Origin of the sequence: Streptomyces melanosporofaciens (assembly GCF_900105695.1) — a bacterium.
Taxonomy (GTDB): Bacteria; Actinomycetota; Actinomycetes; order Streptomycetales; family Streptomycetaceae; genus Streptomyces; species Streptomyces antimycoticus.
Window position 1 is genome coordinate 5,103,700 of record NZ_FNST01000002.1, and the last position, 18,855, is coordinate 5,122,554.

General features: G+C 71.5%; 17 protein-coding genes, 2 pseudogenes and 1 riboswitch. Of the genes and pseudogenes, 18 read left to right on the forward strand and 1 reads right to left on the reverse strand.

Features of this window, described 5'->3' with window-relative positions; all coding sequences use genetic code 11:
• Window positions 1-4: 4 nt before the first annotated feature.
• The 9 genes from lepB (BLV72_RS24995) (at window position 5) to BLV72_RS25035 (ending at window position 7,692) form a co-directional block, all read left to right on the forward strand.
• Window positions 5-841 (forward strand): signal peptidase I, encoded by an 837-nt coding sequence (gene lepB / locus BLV72_RS24995; RefSeq protein ID WP_093464969.1) that lies wholly within the window; start codon window positions 5-7, stop codon window positions 839-841.
• Between the two features lie 96 nt (window positions 842-937).
• Window positions 938-1,708 (forward strand): signal peptidase I, encoded by a 771-nt coding sequence (gene lepB / locus BLV72_RS25000; RefSeq protein WP_093464971.1) that lies wholly within the window; start codon window positions 938-940, stop codon window positions 1,706-1,708.
• Window positions 1,701-2,231 carry an NUDIX hydrolase gene (locus tag BLV72_RS25005; protein ID WP_093464972.1) on the forward strand — a complete coding sequence of 177 codons (531 nt, stop codon included), beginning with the start codon at window positions 1,701-1,703 and terminating at the stop codon, window positions 2,229-2,231. Before lepB (BLV72_RS25000) ends, BLV72_RS25005 begins: the two co-directional genes overlap by 8 nt.
• Before the next feature lie 39 nt (window positions 2,232-2,270).
• Complete coding sequence (locus BLV72_RS25010) at window positions 2,271-2,579, forward strand: DUF2469 domain-containing protein (RefSeq protein WP_004944840.1); 309 nt, start codon at window positions 2,271-2,273, stop codon at window positions 2,577-2,579.
• Between the two features lie 93 nt (window positions 2,580-2,672).
• Window positions 2,673-3,032: a YraN family protein gene (locus BLV72_RS25015; protein ID WP_086710348.1), complete on the forward strand. Its 360-nt coding sequence runs from the start codon at window positions 2,673-2,675 to the stop codon at window positions 3,030-3,032.
• Window positions 3,032-4,654, forward strand: coding sequence for a YifB family Mg chelatase-like AAA ATPase (locus tag BLV72_RS25020; RefSeq protein ID WP_093464974.1), 1,623 nt, complete (start codon window positions 3,032-3,034; stop codon window positions 4,652-4,654). Before BLV72_RS25015 ends, BLV72_RS25020 begins: the two co-directional genes overlap by 1 nt.
• Window positions 4,654-6,096, forward strand: a complete 1,443-nt coding sequence (dprA, locus tag BLV72_RS25025) for a DNA-processing protein DprA (protein ID WP_093464975.1) — start codon at window positions 4,654-4,656, stop codon at window positions 6,094-6,096. Before BLV72_RS25020 ends, dprA begins: the two co-directional genes overlap by 1 nt.
• Before the next feature lie 129 nt (window positions 6,097-6,225).
• Window positions 6,226-7,059, forward strand: a complete 834-nt coding sequence (gene whiG, locus BLV72_RS25030; protein ID WP_014055202.1) for an RNA polymerase sigma factor WhiG — start codon at window positions 6,226-6,228, stop codon at window positions 7,057-7,059.
• A gap of 93 nt (window positions 7,060-7,152) precedes the next feature.
• Window positions 7,153-7,692, forward strand: coding sequence for a TetR/AcrR family transcriptional regulator (locus tag BLV72_RS25035; RefSeq protein ID WP_078644001.1), 540 nt, complete (start codon window positions 7,153-7,155; stop codon window positions 7,690-7,692).
• Window positions 7,693-7,967: 275 nt separating this feature from the next.
• Here BLV72_RS25035 and BLV72_RS50060 read toward each other — a convergent pair.
• A pseudogene (locus BLV72_RS50060) lies at window positions 7,968-8,624 on the reverse strand (peptidoglycan DD-metalloendopeptidase family protein); the annotation flags it as partial.
• A 314-nt stretch (window positions 8,625-8,938) separates the two neighbouring features.
• Between BLV72_RS50060 and rpsB the strand changes: the two are divergent.
• The 9 genes and pseudogenes from rpsB (at window position 8,939) to BLV72_RS25085 (ending at window position 18,779) form a co-directional block, all read left to right on the forward strand.
• The gene (rpsB, locus tag BLV72_RS25045; protein ID WP_093464977.1) at window positions 8,939-9,880 is read left to right on the forward strand and encodes a 30S ribosomal protein S2; all 942 of its coding nucleotides are present in this window, start codon (window positions 8,939-8,941) and stop codon (window positions 9,878-9,880) included.
• Between the two features lie 109 nt (window positions 9,881-9,989).
• A complete protein-coding gene (tsf, locus tag BLV72_RS25050; protein ID WP_093464978.1) occupies window positions 9,990-10,826 on the forward strand; it encodes a translation elongation factor Ts in 837 nt (278 codons plus the stop codon).
• Window positions 10,827-10,981: 155 nt separating this feature from the next.
• A complete protein-coding gene (pyrH, locus tag BLV72_RS25055; RefSeq protein WP_014055206.1) occupies window positions 10,982-11,764 on the forward strand; it encodes a UMP kinase in 783 nt (260 codons plus the stop codon).
• 104 nt (window positions 11,765-11,868) lie between these two features.
• Window positions 11,869-12,426 (forward strand): ribosome recycling factor, encoded by a 558-nt coding sequence (frr, locus tag BLV72_RS25060; protein WP_059144208.1) that lies wholly within the window; start codon window positions 11,869-11,871, stop codon window positions 12,424-12,426.
• A pseudogene (locus tag BLV72_RS25065) lies at window positions 12,426-13,606 on the forward strand (phosphatidate cytidylyltransferase). Before frr ends, BLV72_RS25065 begins: the two are co-directional and overlap by 1 nt.
• Window positions 13,607-13,678: 72 nt before the next feature.
• A complete protein-coding gene (gene rlmN / locus BLV72_RS25070) occupies window positions 13,679-14,785 on the forward strand; it encodes a dual-specificity RNA methyltransferase RlmN (RefSeq protein ID WP_093464980.1) in 1,107 nt (368 codons plus the stop codon).
• A gap of 73 nt (window positions 14,786-14,858) precedes the next feature.
• A riboswitch (TPP riboswitch) is annotated at window positions 14,859-14,963 on the forward strand.
• Entirely contained in the window at window positions 14,959-16,032 is a 1,074-nt protein-coding gene (locus BLV72_RS25075; protein WP_093464981.1) for a thiamine ABC transporter substrate-binding protein, read from the forward strand. Its footprint overlaps the riboswitch before it by 5 nt.
• Window positions 16,033-16,127: 95 nt before the next feature.
• The gene (locus tag BLV72_RS25080; RefSeq protein ID WP_093470528.1) at window positions 16,128-17,741 is read left to right on the forward strand and encodes an ABC transporter permease; all 1,614 of its coding nucleotides are present in this window, start codon (window positions 16,128-16,130) and stop codon (window positions 17,739-17,741) included.
• A complete protein-coding gene (locus BLV72_RS25085) occupies window positions 17,742-18,779 on the forward strand; it encodes an ABC transporter ATP-binding protein (protein WP_093464983.1) in 1,038 nt (345 codons plus the stop codon).
• Window positions 18,780-18,855 lie beyond the last annotated feature (76 nt).

Genomic DNA, 18,855 nt, shown 5'->3' on the forward strand with positions numbered 1-18,855 from the left:
CGGGATGCCCGGCGGGCCCGGGAAGCTCGGGAAGCCGAAGAAGGCGCGCTCCTTCTGGAAGGAGCTGCCGATCCTGGTCATCATCGCGCTGGCTCTGGCGCTGCTGATCAAGACCTTCCTGGTGCAGGCGTTCTCCATTCCGTCCGACTCCATGCAGAACACCTTGCAGCGGGGCGACCGGGTGCTGGTGGACAAGCTCACCCCGTGGTTCGGCTCCGAGCCGCAGCGCGGCGAGGTGGTCGTCTTCCATGACCCGGGCGGCTGGCTCGGCGAGACCCAGACGAGTGACTCCGGCCCGGTCGCCGAGGGCATCCAGAAGGCGCTCAGCTTTATCGGGCTGATGCCGTCGGCGGAGGAGAAGGACCTGATCAAGCGGGTCATCGCGGTCGGCGGGGACACCGTCTCCTGCAAGCGCGGCGGCAAGGTCGTGGTCAACGGCAAGCCGCTGGACGAGCCGTACATCTTCCCCGGGAACACCCCCTGTGACGAGAAGCCGTTCGGCCCGATCAAGGTGCCCGAGGGCCGGATCTGGGTGATGGGCGACCACCGCCAGGACTCGCTGGACTCCCGCTACCACCAGAACCTGAACAACGGCACGGTCTCGGTGGACGATGTCGTCGGGCGCGCGTTCGTCGTCGCCTGGCCGATCGACCGCTGGTCCACCCTGTCGGTGCCGGGCACCTTCGACCAGCCGGGTCTGGGCGCGGCCGCCGCGATGGCCCCCTCGGCCGTGGGGCTCGCGGGTGCGGTGCCGATCGTGCTGTGGCGCCGCCGCAGGCTGATCGCCAAGGTCCGGGCCGAGGCCGAGGCCCGGCCGGACCGGCTGACCGCCGACTGCTGACGGGGCTCGTACCGCCGGGTAAGGTGCGGTCCCGTGTGCCCCAGGGCACACGGAACCTGATCTTCTACGTCTGTTGCGTACGGCGGGAGCACTGGAATGAGCGGAGCCCAAGGGGTCGGGGGCGGCACACCGCGGCGTACGCCGGGCAGCGTGCTGTCCGGGGTGGCGGTGGCCCTCGGGTGTGTGCTGTTCCTCGGAGGTTTCGTCTGGGGCGCGGTGCTCTACAAGCCCTACACCGTCCCGACCGACTCCATGGCGCCGACGATCGCCAAGGGTGCCCGGGTGCTGGCGCAGCGGGTCGACGGCGGCGAGGTGCGCCGCGGCGACGTGGTGGTCTTCCGCGACCAGGTGTGGGGCGACCTGCCCATGGTGAAGCGGGTCATCGGGGTCGGCGGCGACCGGATCGAGTGCTGTGACAAGCAGGGCCGGCTGCGGGTCAACGGCAAGGTCTTCGAGGAACCGTATCTGCGCTCCGAGGAGCAGGCGTCCTCGACGGTCTTCGCCACCACCGTGCCCAAGAACCGGCTGTTCCTGATGGGCGACCATCGCAGCGACTCCCTCGACTCCCGGGTGCATCTCACCGACGAGGCGGGCGGCGCCGTGGAGCGGGGCGCCGTGGACGCCCGGGTGGATGCCACCGCCTGGCCGCTGGGGTCCTGGGGCACCGTGGGGCGACCCGATGCCTTCAAGGCGCTGCCGGGCGGGATCTCGCAGCCGGGGCCGCTGGGGCCGATCCTGATCTCGATCGTCACCGGCGCCGTGCTGATCCTGGTGGGCGCGGCCTACGGGCCCCTCGTCCGGCGCAGGGCGGGCGGCGGCGCACGGCGGGACCAGGCGGCGAAGGGAAAGGTGGCCGCGCGTGGCTGAGGAGGCCGGCGAAGCCGGGCCGACCGGCACGGACGAGCGGCGGCTGCGGAAGGTCGCACGGGTGGTGCTGCTGGATCCACAGGACCGCATCCTGCTGCTGCACGGCTTCGAGCCGGACGATCCCTCGTCGACGTGGTGGTTCACCCCGGGAGGCGGCCTGGAGGGCGAGGAGAGCCGCGAGCAGGCGGCGCTCAGGGAGCTCGCGGAGGAGACCGGGATCACCGATGTGCGGCTCGGGCCGCTGCTGTGGCGGCGGATCTGCTCCTTCCCGTTCGCCGGGCGGCGCTGGGACCAGGACGAGTGGTACTACCTGTGTCGTACCCGACAGACCACGGCACGGGCCGGCAGCGGGCTGACGGAGCTGGAGCGGCGCAGCGTGGCCGGGCTGCGGTGGTGGACGGCGGATGAGCTGGCCACGGCCACCGAGCCGGTGTACCCGACGCGGCTGCCGGAGCTGTTGCGTACGCTGCTCGTCGAGGGACCCCCGGGTGCACCGGTGATCCTGGAGACTGAGCGCGTCTGACGCACAATGGGGGGACGCACGGCTGAAGGGGAACATGCCATGAGCGCCGAGGACCTCGAGAAGTACGAGACCGAGATGGAGCTGAAGCTCTACCGGGAGTACCGCGATGTCGTCGGTCTGTTCAAATATGTGATCGAGACCGAACGCCGCTTCTATCTCACCAACGACTACGAGATGCAGGTGCACTCGGTTCAGGGTGAGGTCTTTTTCGAGGTGTCGATGGCCGACGCCTGGGTCTGGGACATGTACCGCCCGGCCCGTTTCGTGAAGCAGGTACGGGTTCTCACGTTCAAGGACGTGAATATCGAGGAGCTGAACAAGAGCGACCTCGACCTTCCGAGTGGCTGAGTTGTCCACAGCCGGGCGGTCGTCCACAGGAATTCTCCAAGATCCCTGAGGGGGGCGCGGGGGCCTCACAGTCGGTGCCGGAGGTGGTGCCGAATGAACGCCCGAGGAGCGCTGGGCCGCTACGGCGAGGATGTGGCGGTCCGCAGGCTGGCGGAAGCCGGGATGACCGTCCTGGAGCGCAATTGGCGGTGCCGGGACGGCGAGATCGACATCGTCGCGCTCGACGCCGGTGCGCTGGTGGTGTGCGAGGTCAAGACGCGCCGCGAGGGTGGCTACGAGCATCCGATGGCGGCCGTCCGACCGGACAAGACCGAGCGGCTGCGGCGGCTGGCGGAGTGCTGGCTGGAGCGGCACGGCGGCCCGCCGCCGGGCGGCGTGCGGATCGACGTGGTGGCGGTGGTGCTGCCCCGCCGGGGCGCGCCCGTGGTCGAGCATGTGCGAGGGGTGGCCTGATGGGGTTCGCCCGCACCTGCTCGGTGGCGCTGGTCGGGGTCGAGGGCGTCGTGGTCGAGGTCCAGGCCGATCTGGAGCCGGGGGTGGCCGCCTTCACCCTCGTCGGGCTGCCCGACAAGAGCCTGGTGGAGAGCCGGGACCGGGTCCGCGCGGCCGTCGTCAATTCCGGCGGCGAATGGCCGCAGAGAAAGCTCACGGTCGGGCTCAGCCCGGCATCCGTCCCCAAGGGCGGCAGCGGCTTCGACCTGGCCGTGGCCTGTGCGGTGCTCGGCGCTGCCGAGCGCGTGGACCCGCGTGAGATCGCTGATCTGATGATGATCGGAGAGCTGGGCCTGGACGGCCGGGTCCGGCCCGTCCGCGGGGTGCTGCCCGCCGTGCTCGCCGCCTCCGAGGCGGGATACCGCCAGGTCGTGGTCCCCGAGCAGACGGCGGGGGAGGCGGCCCTGGTGCCGGGCGTCTCGGTGCTGGGCGTGCGGAGCCTGCGCCAGCTGATCGCGGTGCTGACGGACGAGCCGGTGCCCGAGGAGGAGGAGACCCAGGAGCTGGGCCGCCCCGATCCGATGCTGGCGGGGCTCACCGTGCCCGGCGCCGGTATGGGCACCGGTGTCGCCGCCGTGCCCGGAAGCGGGGCTGGGTTGCCCGATATGGCCGAGGTCGCCGGGCAGCGGGCCGCGCGCACCGCCCTGGAGGTCGCGGCCGCGGGCGGGCATCACCTCTTCCTCAGCGGGCCTCCGGGCGCCGGGAAGACCATGCTGGCCGAGCGGCTGCCGGGGCTGCTGCCGCCGCTCACCCAGCAGGAGGCCCTGGAGGTCACCGCGGTCCATTCGGTCGCCGGGGTCCTCCCGCCGGGTCAGCCGCTGGTAAAGAGCCCGCCGTACTGCGCCCCGCATCACTCGGCGACCATGGCCGCGCTCGTCGGCGGGGGCAACGGCCTGCCCAGACCCGGCGCGGTCTCGCTCGCCCACCGCGGAGTGCTCTTCCTGGACGAGGCTCCCGAATTCAGCGGGAAGGCGCTGGACGCCCTGCGGCAGCCCCTGGAGTCGGGGCATGTCGTGGTGGCCCGGTCCGCCGGGATGATGCGGATGCCGGCGCGCTTCCTGCTGATGCTGGCGGCCAATCCCTGCCCCTGTGGGCGCTACGGACTGGTGGGCGACGTCTGCGAGTGCACGCCCACCACGGTCCGCCGCTATCAGGCACGGCTGTCGGGGCCGCTGCTGGACCGGGTGGACCTGCGCGTCCATGTCGAGGCGGTGAGCCGGGCCGAGCTCACCGGGGCGCGTCTCGGGGCGGAGAACAGCGCGTCCGTCGCGGCCCGGGTCCGGGAGGCCCGGGAGCGGGCCTCCGCCCGCCTCCAGGACACCCCCTGGCGGCTGAACAGCGAGGTGCCGGGCCATGAGCTGCGCACCCGCTGGCAGCCCTTCTCCGGTGCGCTGCGCGAGGCCGAGCGCGATATGGAGCGCGGGCTGCTCACCGCCCGAGGGCTGGACCGGGTGCTGCGGGTCGCCTGGACCGTCGCCGACCTGGCCGGGCACGACCGGCCCGAGGCGCCGGACATCGCCCAGGCGCTGCAGCTGCGCACCGGGATCAGCCGCGGGGTGCCGGTCGCGGCGGGGGAGCGCTGATGTCCGCGCCTTCGGCAGGCGGCCGCGGCGCCGCCGTTCCCGCCCTGTTCTCGGAGCCCTGGCAGGGACAGGGCGTCCCGAAGGAGGGGCACAGAGCCCTGGATGAGGGCCATAGCGGCCCGCACAAGGAGCACGGAGCCCTGGGCGAGGGGCACGGCGTCCGGGGTGAGGGGCACGGTGCCCCGGGCGAGGGACAGGGCGTCCTGGACGCGGGGCACGGCGTCCTGGGCGAGGAGCAGGGGCTCCCCGAGCGGTGGGGTGTCCCGGATGAGGAGCGGCTCGCGCGGGCGGCGCTCACCCGGCTCGTGGAGCCCGGGGATCAGGCGGTGGGGCGCTGGCTGCGTCGCATGGGGCCGGTGGCGCTGTGTCGGGCGCTCACCGGGAAGGGCAAGCCCCCACCCGGGGCGACCGGGGACCGGCTGGCCGGATGCGCCCTGCGGGCTGCCGGGCTGGACCCGGTCGCCGACCTCGCGCTGATCGCCCGGTGCGGAGGGCGGTTCATCTGCCCCGGGGATCTGGACTGGCCCGGTCAGCTGGACGATCTCGGGGACGCTCGCCCGGTCGGGTTATGGGTGCGCGGCCCGGCCGGCTTGCGGATGTGGGCGCTGCGCTCGGTCGCCGTGGTGGGTGCGCGGGCCTGCAGCGACTACGGCGCGCATGTCGCGGCGACGCTCGGCGCCGGGCTGGCCGAGCGGGGCTGGGTGGTCGTCTCCGGTGCGGCCCACGGTGTGGACGGCGCGGCTCACCGAGGGGCGCTCGCCGCGGGCGGGGCCACCATCGCGGTGCTCGCCTCCGGTGTGGACGTCCCCTATCCGCGCGGGCATGCCGAGTTGATCGAGCGCATCGCGGAACAGGGCCTGGTGCTGGCCGAGTTGCCGCCCGGAGCGCATCCGACGCGCCCCAGATTCGTGCTCCGCAACCGGGTCATCGCCGCGCTCACCCGGGGCACGGTCGTGGTCGAGGCCCAGTTCCGCAGCGGATCGCTGGTCACCGCGCGCCGGGCACAACAGCTCGGGCGGTCCACCATGGGGGTGCCGGGGCCGGTGACCAGCGGGCTGTCCGTCGGGGTGCATGAACTGCTGCGCGGTGAGGCCGTCCTGGTCACCGACGCCGCCGAAGTGGCCGAGCTCATCGGCGGCATCGGAGACCTCGCCCCGGAGCGGCGGGGCCCGCTGGTCGAGCGGGACCTGCTCGATCCCGTGACGGCACGGGTGCTCGAAGCGTTGTCGGCACGAGGCGGCAACGACCTGCGGGAGGTGGCCCGGGAATCCGGGACCGGCTGCGACGAGGCCCTGGGCCGGCTCCATGAACTGCTCGCCCTGGGCTTTGTCGAACGTCATGGCGATCGATGGGAGTTGGTCCGTCCCGTGAGCCCGGGTGACGGCGCACGGCGAGGCGATCCCCCGAATCGGGGCAATCGGGTGAAAGGGTTGAGGCGATGACCGTATCCGCACACCGCCGAGCCGAAGCCCTTCGCATACCGCGACGCCGTAGTCACGCTACGCTCACAAGGTTTCCGGCGGAAGCGTACGTCCTCACCCATGTCATGGCAGAACGGCTCAAGGCGACGAATGCCCCAGCACATCTCCGGGTCTGACAGCGCGGCGCCGCCCGCGGCTCGCGGCGCGGTGCGCCCTGCCGCGCCCTCATCGCTCGACGAGCTGTGGCGGTCGTACAAGACCACGGGCGACGGCCGGCTGCGGGAGCAGCTGATCCTGCACTACTCACCGCTGGTGAAATATGTGGCCGGCCGGGTCAGTGTCGGGCTGCCCTCCAATGTCGAGCAGGCGGACTTTGTCTCGTCCGGGGTCTTCGGGCTCATCGACGCCATCGAGAAGTTCGACCCCGAGCGCGCCATCAAGTTCGAGACCTACGCGATCACCCGGATCCGCGGCGCGATGATCGACGAGTTGCGGGCACTGGACTGGATCCCGCGGTCGGTCCGTCAGAAGGCCCGGGCCGTGGAGCGGGCGTACGCCACGCTGGAGGCCCAGCTGCGCCGCACCCCCTCGGAGGCCGAGGTGGCGGCCGAGATGGACATCAGCATCGAGGAACTGCACGGTGTCTTCAGCCAGTTGTCGCTCGCCAATGTGGTCGCCCTGGAGGAGCTGCTGCATGTCGGCGGCGAGGGCGGTGACCGACTCAGCCTCATGGACACCCTCGAGGACACCGCCGCGGACAACCCGGTCGAGGTGGCCGAGGACCGGGAGCTGCGCCGGCTGCTCGCCCGAGCGATCAACACCCTCCCGGAGCGGGAGAAGACCGTGGTCACGCTCTATTACTACGAGGGCCTCACGCTCGCCGAGATCGGCCAGGTGCTCGGCGTCACCGAGAGCAGGGTCAGCCAGATCCACACCAAATCGGTGCTCCAGCTGCGGGCGAAACTCGCCGACGTAGGACGCTGAATCGTCCCTCCGGCATCGCCCTCACAGTGGCCTCTTCCGTAGAGTGGTCGGGTGCCCAGGATTCGAGCGGCCTCAGTGGCCGAGCACCGAACGATGCAGCGCGCGGCCCTGCTGGAGGCCGCCCGCACCCTGCTGTCCGAGGGCGGCACGGAGGCGCTGACCTTCCCCGCCCTCGCCGAGCGCACGGGACTCGCACGGTCCTCCGTCTATGAGTACTTCCGCTCGCGCGCCGCCGTGGTCGAGGAGCTGTGCGCCGTCGACTTCCCGGTCTGGGCCGCCGAGGTCGAGGCCGCCATGGAGCGGGCCGACGGGCCGGAGGCGAAGATCGAGGCGTATGTCCGCCGGCAGCTGGCGCTCGTCGGCGACCGCCGCCACCGCGCGGTGGTGGCGATCTCCGCCGGTGAGCTGGACTCGGGCGCGCGGGAGAAGATCCGCGCCGCCCATGGCGGACTGATCGCCATGGTGGTCGAGGCCCTCGCGACCCTCGGGCATGAGCAGCCGCGGCTCTCGGCCGTGCTGCTCCAGGGAGTGGTGGACGCCGCGGTCCGGCGCATCGAGCTCGGCGCGGCCGAGGACCCCGAGCGGATCACCGAGGCGGCCGTCGCCATGGCCCTGCGCGGCGTCCGGGGCTGACCTCCGCCGCTCCTTTCCACGCCGCCGGGCGCGCGGGGGCGGCCCAGACGGATCCGGGCCCACAGGGATGCCGCCACCAGCGCCGCGGCCGCCGGCAGCCGGGTGTCCCCGGCGGGGGAGGCGAGGGCGGAGACCGTGGGCGCCTCGCGCACCCCGAACACGGGGAGCAGCCGGGAGGGCCCGCCCCGCAGCATCGACGGCGGCAGCAGCGACAGGGGATCGAGATAGCGGTCCGCGCGCCGCAGCCCCCAGTGCAGACAGCCGGACCGGCAGTGGAAGGGGCCCGGCGCCACCACGCCGACGACCTGCCCCGCGGCCACCCGCTCACCCTTGGCCACGGTGGCGCGCACCGGTTCATAGGTGGTGCGCAGCGGAGGGGAGCCGGTCCCGGACACCTCGATCACCAGCACACCACGGCCCGCGACCGGCCCCACGAAGCTCACCCGACCCGCGCCCGCCGCCCTGACCCGATCTCCCGGGCGAGCCGCGAGGTCGACCCCGCGATGCCCCGCCGCCCAGGGCGCCGGAGGCGGCTGCCAGCCTCTCAGCACGGCCGGCCGCACCGCGCCCGGCCCACCGTCGACCGGCCACGACCGCTCCCCGCCCGGCCTCGTCCTCGGCGCGGGCCCCTCAGCCGGAGCGGGCCCCTCAGCCGGAGCGGACGCCACGGCAGTCAACGATCCCCCGCCGGGATCCGGCACCCGGCCCGGACTCGGCACCCCGCCGGGACCCGGCACCTGCCCCAGACCTGGCGCCGCGCCCCGACCCGGCACCTCGCCCAGCCCCGGCGCCGCGCCCGGGTCAGCCGCCGCGGCCCGCGCCGCCGAAAGAGGTACCGCCGGAAGAGGCGCCGTCGTCACCGGCAGCACGGACAAGATCGGAAGCGCCGGAATCACCAGGGCAAGAGCCCAACCCACCACAAGCCTTCGCATGTCCGCCACGATGGCCCGGCGACCCGAAACGGGTGGATCATGGACGGAATCGGGGGACTACTCACCGGTTGTGGATAACGCCGTCACCCGGCACCGTACCCGTCCCGTACACTTCTTATGGCGATCCGGGTCACCGGATCGACTTCGCACGCCCCGCCACCGACGCTCCGATCGCGCATCGGTCAGCTCGGTGGCCGCGCCCCTCGGTCCTTGGACGACCCCCGAAAGGGCCTCGTCCATGGCAGGCGCGTCGGGACGTCAGGAGCGGCGGCCGCCCGGCCGCCGTGGAACCGAGTACCTCAAGGAGTACGGCCATGGCCGTCGTCACGATGCGGGAGCTGCTGGAGAGCGGCGTCCACTTCGGGCACCAGACCCGCCGCTGGAACCCGAAGATGAAGCGCTTCATCTTCACCGAGCGCAACGGCATCTACATCATTGACCTGCTCCAGTCGCTGTCGTACATCGACCGCGCCTACGAGTTCGTCAAGGAGACCGTCGCCCACGGCGGCTCCATCATGTTCGTCGGCACGAAGAAGCAGGCGCAGGAGGCCATCGCCGAGCAGGCGACCCGCGTCGGCATGCCGTACGTCAACCAGCGCTGGCTGGGCGGCATGCTCACCAACTTCTCGACCGTCTACAAGCGCCTGCAGCGCCTGAAGGAGCTCGAGCAGATCGACTTCGAGGATGTGGCCGCCTCCGGCCTCACCAAGAAGGAGCTCCTGGTCCTCTCCCGCGAGAAGGCCAAGCTGGAGAAGACCCTCGGCGGTATCCGCGAGATGCAGAAGGTGCCGAGCGCCGTCTGGATCGTCGACACCAAGAAGGAGCACATCGCCGTCGGTGAGGCGCGCAAGCTCCGGATCCCGGTCGTCGCGATCCTCGACACCAACTGCGACCCGGACGAGGTCGACTACAAGATCCCGGGCAACGACGACGCGATCCGCTCCGTCACCCTGCTCACCCGGGTGATCGCCGACGCCGTCGCCGAGGGCCTCATCGCCCGTTCCGGCGTCGCCACCGGTGACGAGAAGGCCGACAAGGCCGCGGGCGAGCCGCTCGCCGAGTGGGAGCGCGACCTGCTCGAGGGTGAGAAGAAGGCCGACGACGCCGAGGCGAAGCCCGCCGAGGATGCCAAGCCTGCCGAGGACGCTGCGGACAAGCCCGCCGAGGCCGCCGCGGACAAGCCCGCTGAGGACGCCAAGCCCGCCGAGGAAGCCACTCCTGCCGAGGCCCCCGCCGCGGGCGCCGAGCAGGGCTGACCACTCAGACGTCACTCAGACGGTGTATGACGGCGGGGGACGGTGCCACGGCGCCGCCCCCGCCGTTCACCCGTAGAGCTTTCGACTTTCGAGAAGAGATTCACAGATCATGGCGAACTTCACCGCCGCTGACGTCAAGAAGCTCCGTGAGCTGACCGGCGCCGGCATGATGGACTGCAAGAAGGCGCTGGACGAGGCCGAGGGCAACGTCGACAAGGCCGTCGAGATCCTGCGCGTCAAGGGCCAGAAGGGCGTGGCCAAGCGTGAGAGCCGCAGCGCCGAGAACGGCGCCGTCGTCTCCGTCATCGCGGACGACAAGACCTCCGGCGTGCTGGTCGAGCTGAAGTGCGAGACGGACTTCGTCGCCAAGGGCGACAAGTTCGTGGCCGTCGCGGACGCCATCGCCGCCCACGTCGCCAAGACCTCCCCGGCCGACCTGGACGCTCTGCTCTCCTCCGAGATCGAGGCGGGCAAGACCGTTCAGGCGTTCGTCGACGAGGCCAACGCGACCCTCGGCGAGAAGATCGTCCTCGACCGCTTCGCGCAGTTCTCCGGCGGTTACGTCGCGGCGTACATGCACCGCACCAGCCCGGACCTGCCGCCGCAGGTCGGCGTCCTGGTCGAGCTGGACAAGGAAGACGCCACGGTCGCCAAGGACGTCGCGCAGCACATCGCCGCGTTCGCCCCGAAGTTCCTCACCCGCGACGAGATCTCGGCCGAGACGGTCGAGAACGAGCGCCGGGTCGCCGAGGCCACGGCCCGCGAGGAGGGCAAGCCCGAGGGCGCCCTGCCGAAGATCGTCGAGGGTCGCGTCACCGGCTTCTTCAAGGAGAACGTCCTGGTGGACCAGCCGTTCGCCAAGGACAACAAGAAGTCCGTCCAGAAGGTTCTGGACGAGGCCGGTGTCTCGCTCAAGCGCTTCGCCCGTTTCCGCGTCGGCGTCTGAGCCGAGCAGCGAATGACCCTCGACCCCGATAGGGTCGTAGTCAGCCAACCGTCAACCGGTCGGCCGCAGATGTGACGAGGAGGCCATTGCCGCAGAGGTCGTAACAGGACCCGTCCGGCAGTGGCCTTCTTCGTATGTGCACGAGGAGATCTCCAATGAATCACGGCGCGGACGCCAAACAGGCCGCCGATGACAAGAACGCGCACGGTGCGGCCAAGCATGGTCGCTTCATGCTGAAGCTGTCCGGCGAGGCGTTCGCCGGAGGCGGGGGACTCGGTGTCGACCCCGATGTCGTGCACGCCATCGCCCGCGAGGTCGCCGCCGTGGTCAGGGACGGCGCCGAGATCGCCATCGTGATCGGTGGCGGCAACTTCTTCCGCGGTGCGGAGCTGCAGCAGCGCGGTATGGACCGGGCCCGCTCGGACTACATGGGCATGCTCGGAACCGTCATGAACTGTCTCGCCCTCCAGGACTTCCTGGAAAAGGAGGGCATCGACTCCCGCGTCCAGACCGCCATCACCATGGGCCAGGTCGCGGAGCCGTACATTCCGCTGCGTGCGGTGCGCCACCTCGAGAAGGGGCGCGTGGTCATCTTCGGCGCGGGTATGGGCATGCCGTACTTCTCCACGGACACCACCGCGGCCCAGCGAGCGCTGGAGATCGACGCGCAGGCCCTGCTCATGGGGAAGAACGGCGTGGACGGGGTCTATGACTCCGACCCCGCCCGCAACCCCGACGCGGTGAAGTTCGACGCCCTGGAGTACGGCGAGGTGATCACCAGGGACCTCAAGGTCGCCGACGCCACCGCGATCACCCTCTGCCGGGACAACAAGCTGCCCATCCTCGTCTTCGAGCTCCTGGCCGAAGGAAATATCGCCCGCGCGGTGAAGGGTGAGAAGATCGGCACGCTGGTGAGCGACCAGGGCTCCCGGGCCTGACGGCTCGAACGGGGGATGGACAACGGCCTGCCGGTCGGACACCGTGCAGGAGAAGACGCACGCAGGGGCGAGGCTCTGCTTACTGATAACACCAGGAGCAAGTGGTGATCGAAGAGACCCTCCTCGAGGCCGAGGAGAAGATGGAGAAAGCCGTTGTGGTCGCCAAGGAGGACTTCGCCGCGATCCGCACCGGGCGTGCGCACCCGGCGATGTTCAACAAGATCGTGGCGGACTACTACGGTGCGCTGACGCCGATCAATCAGCTGGCGTCGTTCTCGGTGCCGGAGCCGCGCATGGCCGTGGTCACGCCGTTCGACAAGACCGCGCTCCGCAACATCGAGCAGGCGATCCGGGACTCGGATCTGGGCGTCAACCCGAGCAATGACGGCAACATCATCCGGGTGGTGTTCCCCGAGCTCACCGAACAGCGCCGTAAGGAGTTCATCAAGGTCGCCAAGGCCAAGGGCGAGGACGCGAAGATCTCGATCCGCAGCGTCCGGCGCAAGGCCAAGGAGTCCATCGACAAGCTGATCAAGGACGGCGAGGTCGGCGAGGACGAGGGGCGCCGCGCCGAGAAGGAGCTCGACGACACCACGGCGAAGTATGTCGCGCAGGTGGATGAGCTGCTCAAGCACAAGGAAGCCGAGCTGCTCGAGGTCTGATGAACGACTCTTCCTGGGGGCCCCACCAAGCGCCGGATTCCGGGGGCCGGGCGGTCAGGGCACCTCCCCCGGCTACGGCTGGGCGGCGGCTCCTTCTTCGGCGGGTCCCGCGCACGAGGTGGGCGAAGCGGCGCAGACTCGCCCCATGCCCACCGTGCCCCACGCAGGCGGCGGCGACTCCGGCGAGGCCGCCGACCGTGACCGGGGGGCCGCTCGGCTGAGCGGCCCCCTCTTCCGCGACGAGCGGGAGCCGCAGCCCGGACCCCGGCAGCCCGCCGGACGTCCGCCGATGCCCCCCGAGCCCGCGCCCGACCCCGCCTCCGCGGACGGCGGCGCGCGTGGCACCGGTGCCGGGCAGGGGAAGAAGAGCGCGGGCCGTAATCTGCGCGCCGCGATAGGGGTGGGCGTCGGCCTCGGCGTGATCATCGTGGCCTCGCTCTTCATCTACAAGCCGGTGTTCGTCGGCGTGGTAGCGGTTGCGGTGGTGGTCGGGCTCTGGGAGCTGACCTCGCGGCTGACCGAGCGCAAGGACATCCGGGTCCCCCTGGTGCCGCTCGCGGTCGGCGGGGTCGCCATGATCGTCGCGGGCTATGTGCGCGGTGCCCAGGGCGCGGTGGTGGCGGTGGCGCTCACGGCGCTCGCGGTGCTGGTCTGGCGGATGACCGAACCGCCCGACAACTACCTCAGGGATGTCACCGCGGGCGTCTTCGCCGCCTTCTACGTGCCGTTCCTGGCCACCTTCGTGGCGCTCATGCTGGACACCGAGGACGGCCCGTGGCGGGTCCTCACCTTCCTGCTGCTGACCGTGGTCAGCGACACGGGCGCGTACGCGGTGGGCTGGCGCTTCGGCAAGCATCCGCTGGCACCGCGGATCAGCCCCGGCAAGACCCGCGAGGGGCTGCTGGGCGCGGTGGCCTTCGCGATGGTCGCGGGCGCGCTGTGCATGCAGTACCTCATCGACGACGGCGTCTGGTGGCAGGGCCTGCTGCTCGGTCTGGCCGTCGCGGTCAGCGCGACCCTGGGCGACCTCGGCGAGTCCATGATCAAGCGGGACCTCGGCATCAAGGACATGGGCAAGCTGCTGCCCGGCCATGGCGGGATCATGGACCGGCTCGACTCGCTGCTGCCCACCGCGCCGGTGGTGTGGCTGCTGTTGGTGATCTTCGTGGGCGGCGGCTGACGACCCCGGCCCACGGGCCCCGCGCCACACCTGGCGCGGGGCCCTTCGTATGTCTGCGACACTGGGTGAACCATGCCTAAGCCCGGAGAACTCACCTTCGTCGCGCCGCGTGGGGCCAAGAAGCCCCCGCGGCATCTTGCCGACCTCACACCCGCCGAGCGCCGGGAGGCCGTCGCCGCCCTCGGGGAGAAGCCCTTCCGGGCCAGTCAGGTGTCGCGTCACTACTTCGCGCGCTACGTCGACGACCCCGCACAGTGGAGCGACATTCCGGCCGCCGCGCGCGAGAAGCTGGCCGCCGGGCTGCTGCCGGAGCTGATGAGCGTGGTGCGCCACATCAGCTGCGACGACGACACCACGCGCAAGACCTTGTGGCGGCTCTTCGACGGCACGCTCGTGGAGTCCGTGCTGATGCGCTACCCGGACCGGGTGACCATGTGTATCAGCTCGCAGGCGGGCTGCGGGATGAACTGCCCGTTCTGCGCCACCGGCCAGGCGGGGCTGGACCGCAATCTGTCCACCGCCGAGATCGTGCACCAGATCGTCGACGGGATGCGGGCCCTGCGCGACGGTGAGATCCCCGGCGGGCCGGCCCGGCTGTCCAACATCGTCTTCATGGGCATGGGCGAGCCACTGGCCAACTACAACCGGGTCGTCGGCGCCATCCGCCGGCTCACCGACCCCGAGCCCGATGGCCTCGGCCTCTCGCAGCGCGGGATCACCGTCTCGACCGTCGGCCTCGTGCCGGCGATGCTGCGCTTCGCCGACGAGGGGTTCAAGTGCCGGCTCGCGGTGTCGCTGCACGCGCCCGACGACGAGCTGCGCGACACCCTGGTGCCGGTCAACACCCGCTGGAAGGTGCGCGAAGTCCTGGACGCCGCGTGGGAGTACGCGGAGAAGTCCGGCCGCCGGGTCTCCATCGAGTACGCGCTGATCAAGGACATCAACGACCAGGCGTGGCGCGCCGATCTGCTCGGCCGGCTGCTCAAGGGCCGCCGGGTGCATGTGAACCTCATTCCGCTCAACCCGACGCCCGGCTCCAAGTGGACGGCGTCCCGGCCCGAGGACGAGAAGGCGTTCGTGGCGGCCCTGGAGGCGCACGGGGTGCCGGTGACCGTCCGGGACACCCGTGGCCAGGAGATCGACGGGGCCTGCGGACAGCTGGCGGCTTCGGAGCGTTGAGGACCGGCTGATACGGTGCCTGGGCATCGTCGCATCATGCGATCGTCGTAAAACTGAACATCCGTACAAATGAACATTCCGACAGGGGAGCGCTCAGAGCGCTGAGAGTGCGGCACGGCCGCAGACCCTCGGACCTGATCCGGGTCATACCGGCGTAGGGAGTCAGCATCACCATGAACAGCCAGCTTCGGCGTGCCATCTCAGCCACCCTCCTCGGCTCACTGGCGTTGGGCGCGCTCGTCGGCTGCGGCGAGGATTCCCGGAGCGGCGCGGACTCCAAGACGGTCACCCTGGTCACGCACGACTCGTTCGCGGCCTCCAAGGCGGTCCTCAAGGAGTTCACCAAGGAGACCGGCTACAAGGTGCGGGTGCAGGCCGGGGGCGACGCCGGAGCCGCCGTCAACCAGGCGATCCTGTCCAAGGGTCACCCCCAGGGCGATGTGTTCTTCGGCGTCGACAACACCCTGCTCTCCCGGGCGCTCGACAACGACCTGTTCACCCCCTACACGGCCAAGGGCCTCGACAAGGTCCCGGCGGCCCTTCAGCTCGACCGGGCCGAGCACCGCGTCACCCCCGTCGACTTCGGCGACATCTGCGTCAACTACGACCGTAAGTACTTCGCCGAGAAGAAGCTGGCGCCGCCCCGGACGCTGGAGGATCTGACCAAGCCCGCCTACAAGAACCTCCTCGTCACCGAGAACGCGGCCACCTCGTCCCCCGGTCTGGGCTTCCTCCTGGCCACGGCCGCCAAGTACGGCGACGACGGCTGGAAGGGCTACTGGAAGAAGCTGCGGGTCAACGGTGTCGAGGTCGTCGACGGCTGGGAGCAGGCGTATTACGACCGGTTCTCCGGCTCGGCCGGCGGCGGCAAGGGCGACCGGCCGCTCGTCGTCTCCTACGCATCGAGCCCGCCCGCCGAGGTGGCCGACGCCAAGACCAAGCCCGCCAAGGCCCCCACCGGGGTGGCGACGGGCACCTGCTTCCGGCAGGTGGAGTTCGCCGGGCTGCTGAACGGCGCGGGCAACACCAAGGGCGGCAAGGCGCTGCTGGATTTCCTGCTGAGCAAGCGGTTCCAGGAGGACGTCCCGCTGAACATGTACGTCAACCCGGCGCGCGAGGACGCCAAGCTGCCGGAGCTGTTCACCCGATACGGGACCAGGATCGCCGACTCGGCCACCCTGGCGCCGCAGAAGATCGCCAAGAACCGTGAGCCGTGGGTCAAGTCATGGTCCTCGCTGGTCCTGTAGAGCCCCGCGAGAACCGTAAGGCGGCCGACGGCCACCGTAAGGCCGACCGGGCAGACGGCGGCGGCCGTCGCGCACTCGCCCTCCGGCTCGCCCTGATGGCGGTGCCGCTGGCCTTCTTCGCGGTCTTCTTCGCCTATCCGGTGGCCGCCATCGTCACCCGGGGGCTGCGCGTCGGCGGGCAGTGGCGGTTCGGCCGGATCGCCGAGGTGGTGACCGATCCGGCGACGCTGGACGTCCTGTGGTTCACCTGCTGGCAGGCGGTCGCGTCGACCGCCCTCACGCTCGCGCTCGCGCTGCCCGGCGCCTATGTCTTCGCCCGCTTCGACTTCCCCGGCAAGGGGCTGCTGCGGGCCGTGGTGACCGTGCCGTTCGTCCTGCCGACCGTCGTCGCCGGATCAGCCTTCCTGGCCCTGCTCGGCCGGGGCGGGCTGCTGGACGAGCTGTGGGGGGTGCGGCTCGACACCTCCGTCTGGGCGATCCTCCTGGCCCATGTCTTCTTCAACTACGCGGTCGTCGTCAGGACCGTCGGCGGGCTGTGGGCCCAGCTCGACCCGCGTCAGGAGGAGGCCGCGCGGGTGCTGGGCGCGAGCCGGCTGTCGGCCTGGCGCCGGGTGACGCTGCCCGCGCTGGCGCCCGCACTGGCCGCCGCCGCGCTGATGGTGTTCCTGTTCACCTTCACCTCCTTCGGCGTGATCCAGATCCTCGGCGGCCCCCGCTACGCCACCCTGGAGGTGGCGATCTACCGCGAGACCGCGCAACTGCTCGATCTGCCCACGGCGGCGGTGCTCACCCTCGTCCAGTTCGCCGCGGTCGCGGCCGTGTTGGCCCTGCACGCGTGGACCGTAAGGCGCCGGGAGAGCGCCCTGCGGCTCGTCGACCCCGGCCGCACGGCGCGCCGGCCGAACGGCCCCGCGCAGTGGGCGCTGCTGTGGGGCGTGCTGGTGGTGGTCGCGCTGCTGATCGTGACACCGCTCGCGGTGCTGGTGGAACGCTCGCTGAACGGACCGGACGGCTACGGCTTCACCTACTACGAGGCGCTCAAGTCGGCCGCCGACAGCGGAGGCACCTTCTTCGTGGCCCCCATGGAGGCCATCGGGAACTCCCTGCGGTACGCGGCGGTCGCCACCGTCTTCGCCCTCGCCGTGGGCGGCCTCGCCGCCGCCGCGCTCACCCGTAAGGCGGGCAGGCTGGTACGGGGCTTCGACGCGCTGCTGATGCTGCCGCTGGGCACATCGGCCGTCACCGTGGGATTCGGGTTCCTGATCGCCCTCGACGAGCCCCCGCTGGATCTGCGTGCCTCCTGGGTCCTGGTGCCGCTCGCCCAGGCCCTGGTGGGCGTGCCCTTCGTCGTACGGACCATGCTGCCCGTGCTGCGGGCGGTGGACCACCGGCTCCGGGAGGCGGCGGCCGTGCTCGGGGCGTCCCCGTGGCGGGTCTGGCGGGAAGTGGACCTGCCGCTCGTGGGACGGGCCGTAGTGGTCGCGGCGGGCTTCGCGTTCGCCGTCTCCCTGGGCGAGTTCGGGGCGACCGTCTTCATCGCGCGCCCCGACCAGCCGACCCTCCCGGTCGCCATCGCCCGGTTCCTGGGCCGGGCCGGACAGCTCTCCTACGGGCAGGCGATGGCCCTGAGCACGATCCTGATGCTGGTCTGCGCCGGATCGCTGCTGGCGCTCGAGCGCATCCGCACCGACCGTTCCGGAGAGTTCTGAATGACGCTGTTGCGACTGGACGAGGTGACCGTAAGGTTCGGCCGGCGCGACGCGCTGGACGCCGTGGATCTTGAAGTCGCCGAGCACGAGACGGTCTGTGTGCTGGGCCCGAGCGGAAGCGGCAAGTCCACCATGCTGCGCGTGGTGGCCGGGCTGCAGCGCGCCGACGCCGGCCGGGTGTGGCTCGCCGGACAGGACCAGAACGGGGTGCCCACGCATCGGCGCGGGGTGGGGCTGATGTTCCAGGACCACCAGCTGTTCCCGCAGCGGGACGTGGGCGGCAACGTCGCCTTCGGGCTGCGGATGCGCAAGGTGGGGCGCGCGGAGGCGGATCGCCGGGTCGCCGAACTGCTGGAGCTGGTGGGGCTGCCGGGCGCCCAGCGCCGCCCCGTCGACTCGCTCTCCGGCGGCGAGCAGCAGCGGGTGGCGCTCGCCCGCGCGCTGGCCCCGCGGCCCAAGCTGCTGATGCTGGACGAGCCGCTGGGCCAGCTCGACCGGGGGCTGCGGGAGCGGCTGGTGGTGGAGCTCCGCGAGCTCTTCGCACGGCTGGGGACCACCGTCCTCGCGGTCACCCACGACCAGGGCGAGGCGTTCGCCCTCGCGGACCGGGTGGTGGTGATGGACAACGGCCGGATCGCCCAGACCGGCACCCCGCTGGAGGTGTGGCAGCGGCCCGCCACCGAGTTCGTCGCCCGCTTCCTCGGCTTCGACAATGTGGTCGAGGCGATGGTGGACGGCGAGGTCGCCGACACCCGCTGGGGCAAGCTGCCCGTTCCGTCCGGCTCCCGGCCGGGCCCCACCAGGCTGCTGGTCCGCCCGGCCGGGGTGCGGCTGACGGACCCCGAGGAGGGGCTGGCGTGCACCGTGGAGACACACACCTTCCGCGGCGACCATGTGGCGCTCGTCCTGCGGCTGCCGGACCCGGCCGCGCCGCCCCTGGAGGCGTCCTGCGCCCTGCGGGACGCCCCGGAGGCGGGGGCCCGGGTGGGGGTGGCCTTCGACCCGGACGATGTGGTGCTGCTGGACGCCGAGTCCTGAGGCGGGAGTTCCTGGCGGCGGGGGTCCTGACGCCGGGACAACGGCGCGCCGGGCCCGTGGCCCCTGGCGCGGGCGC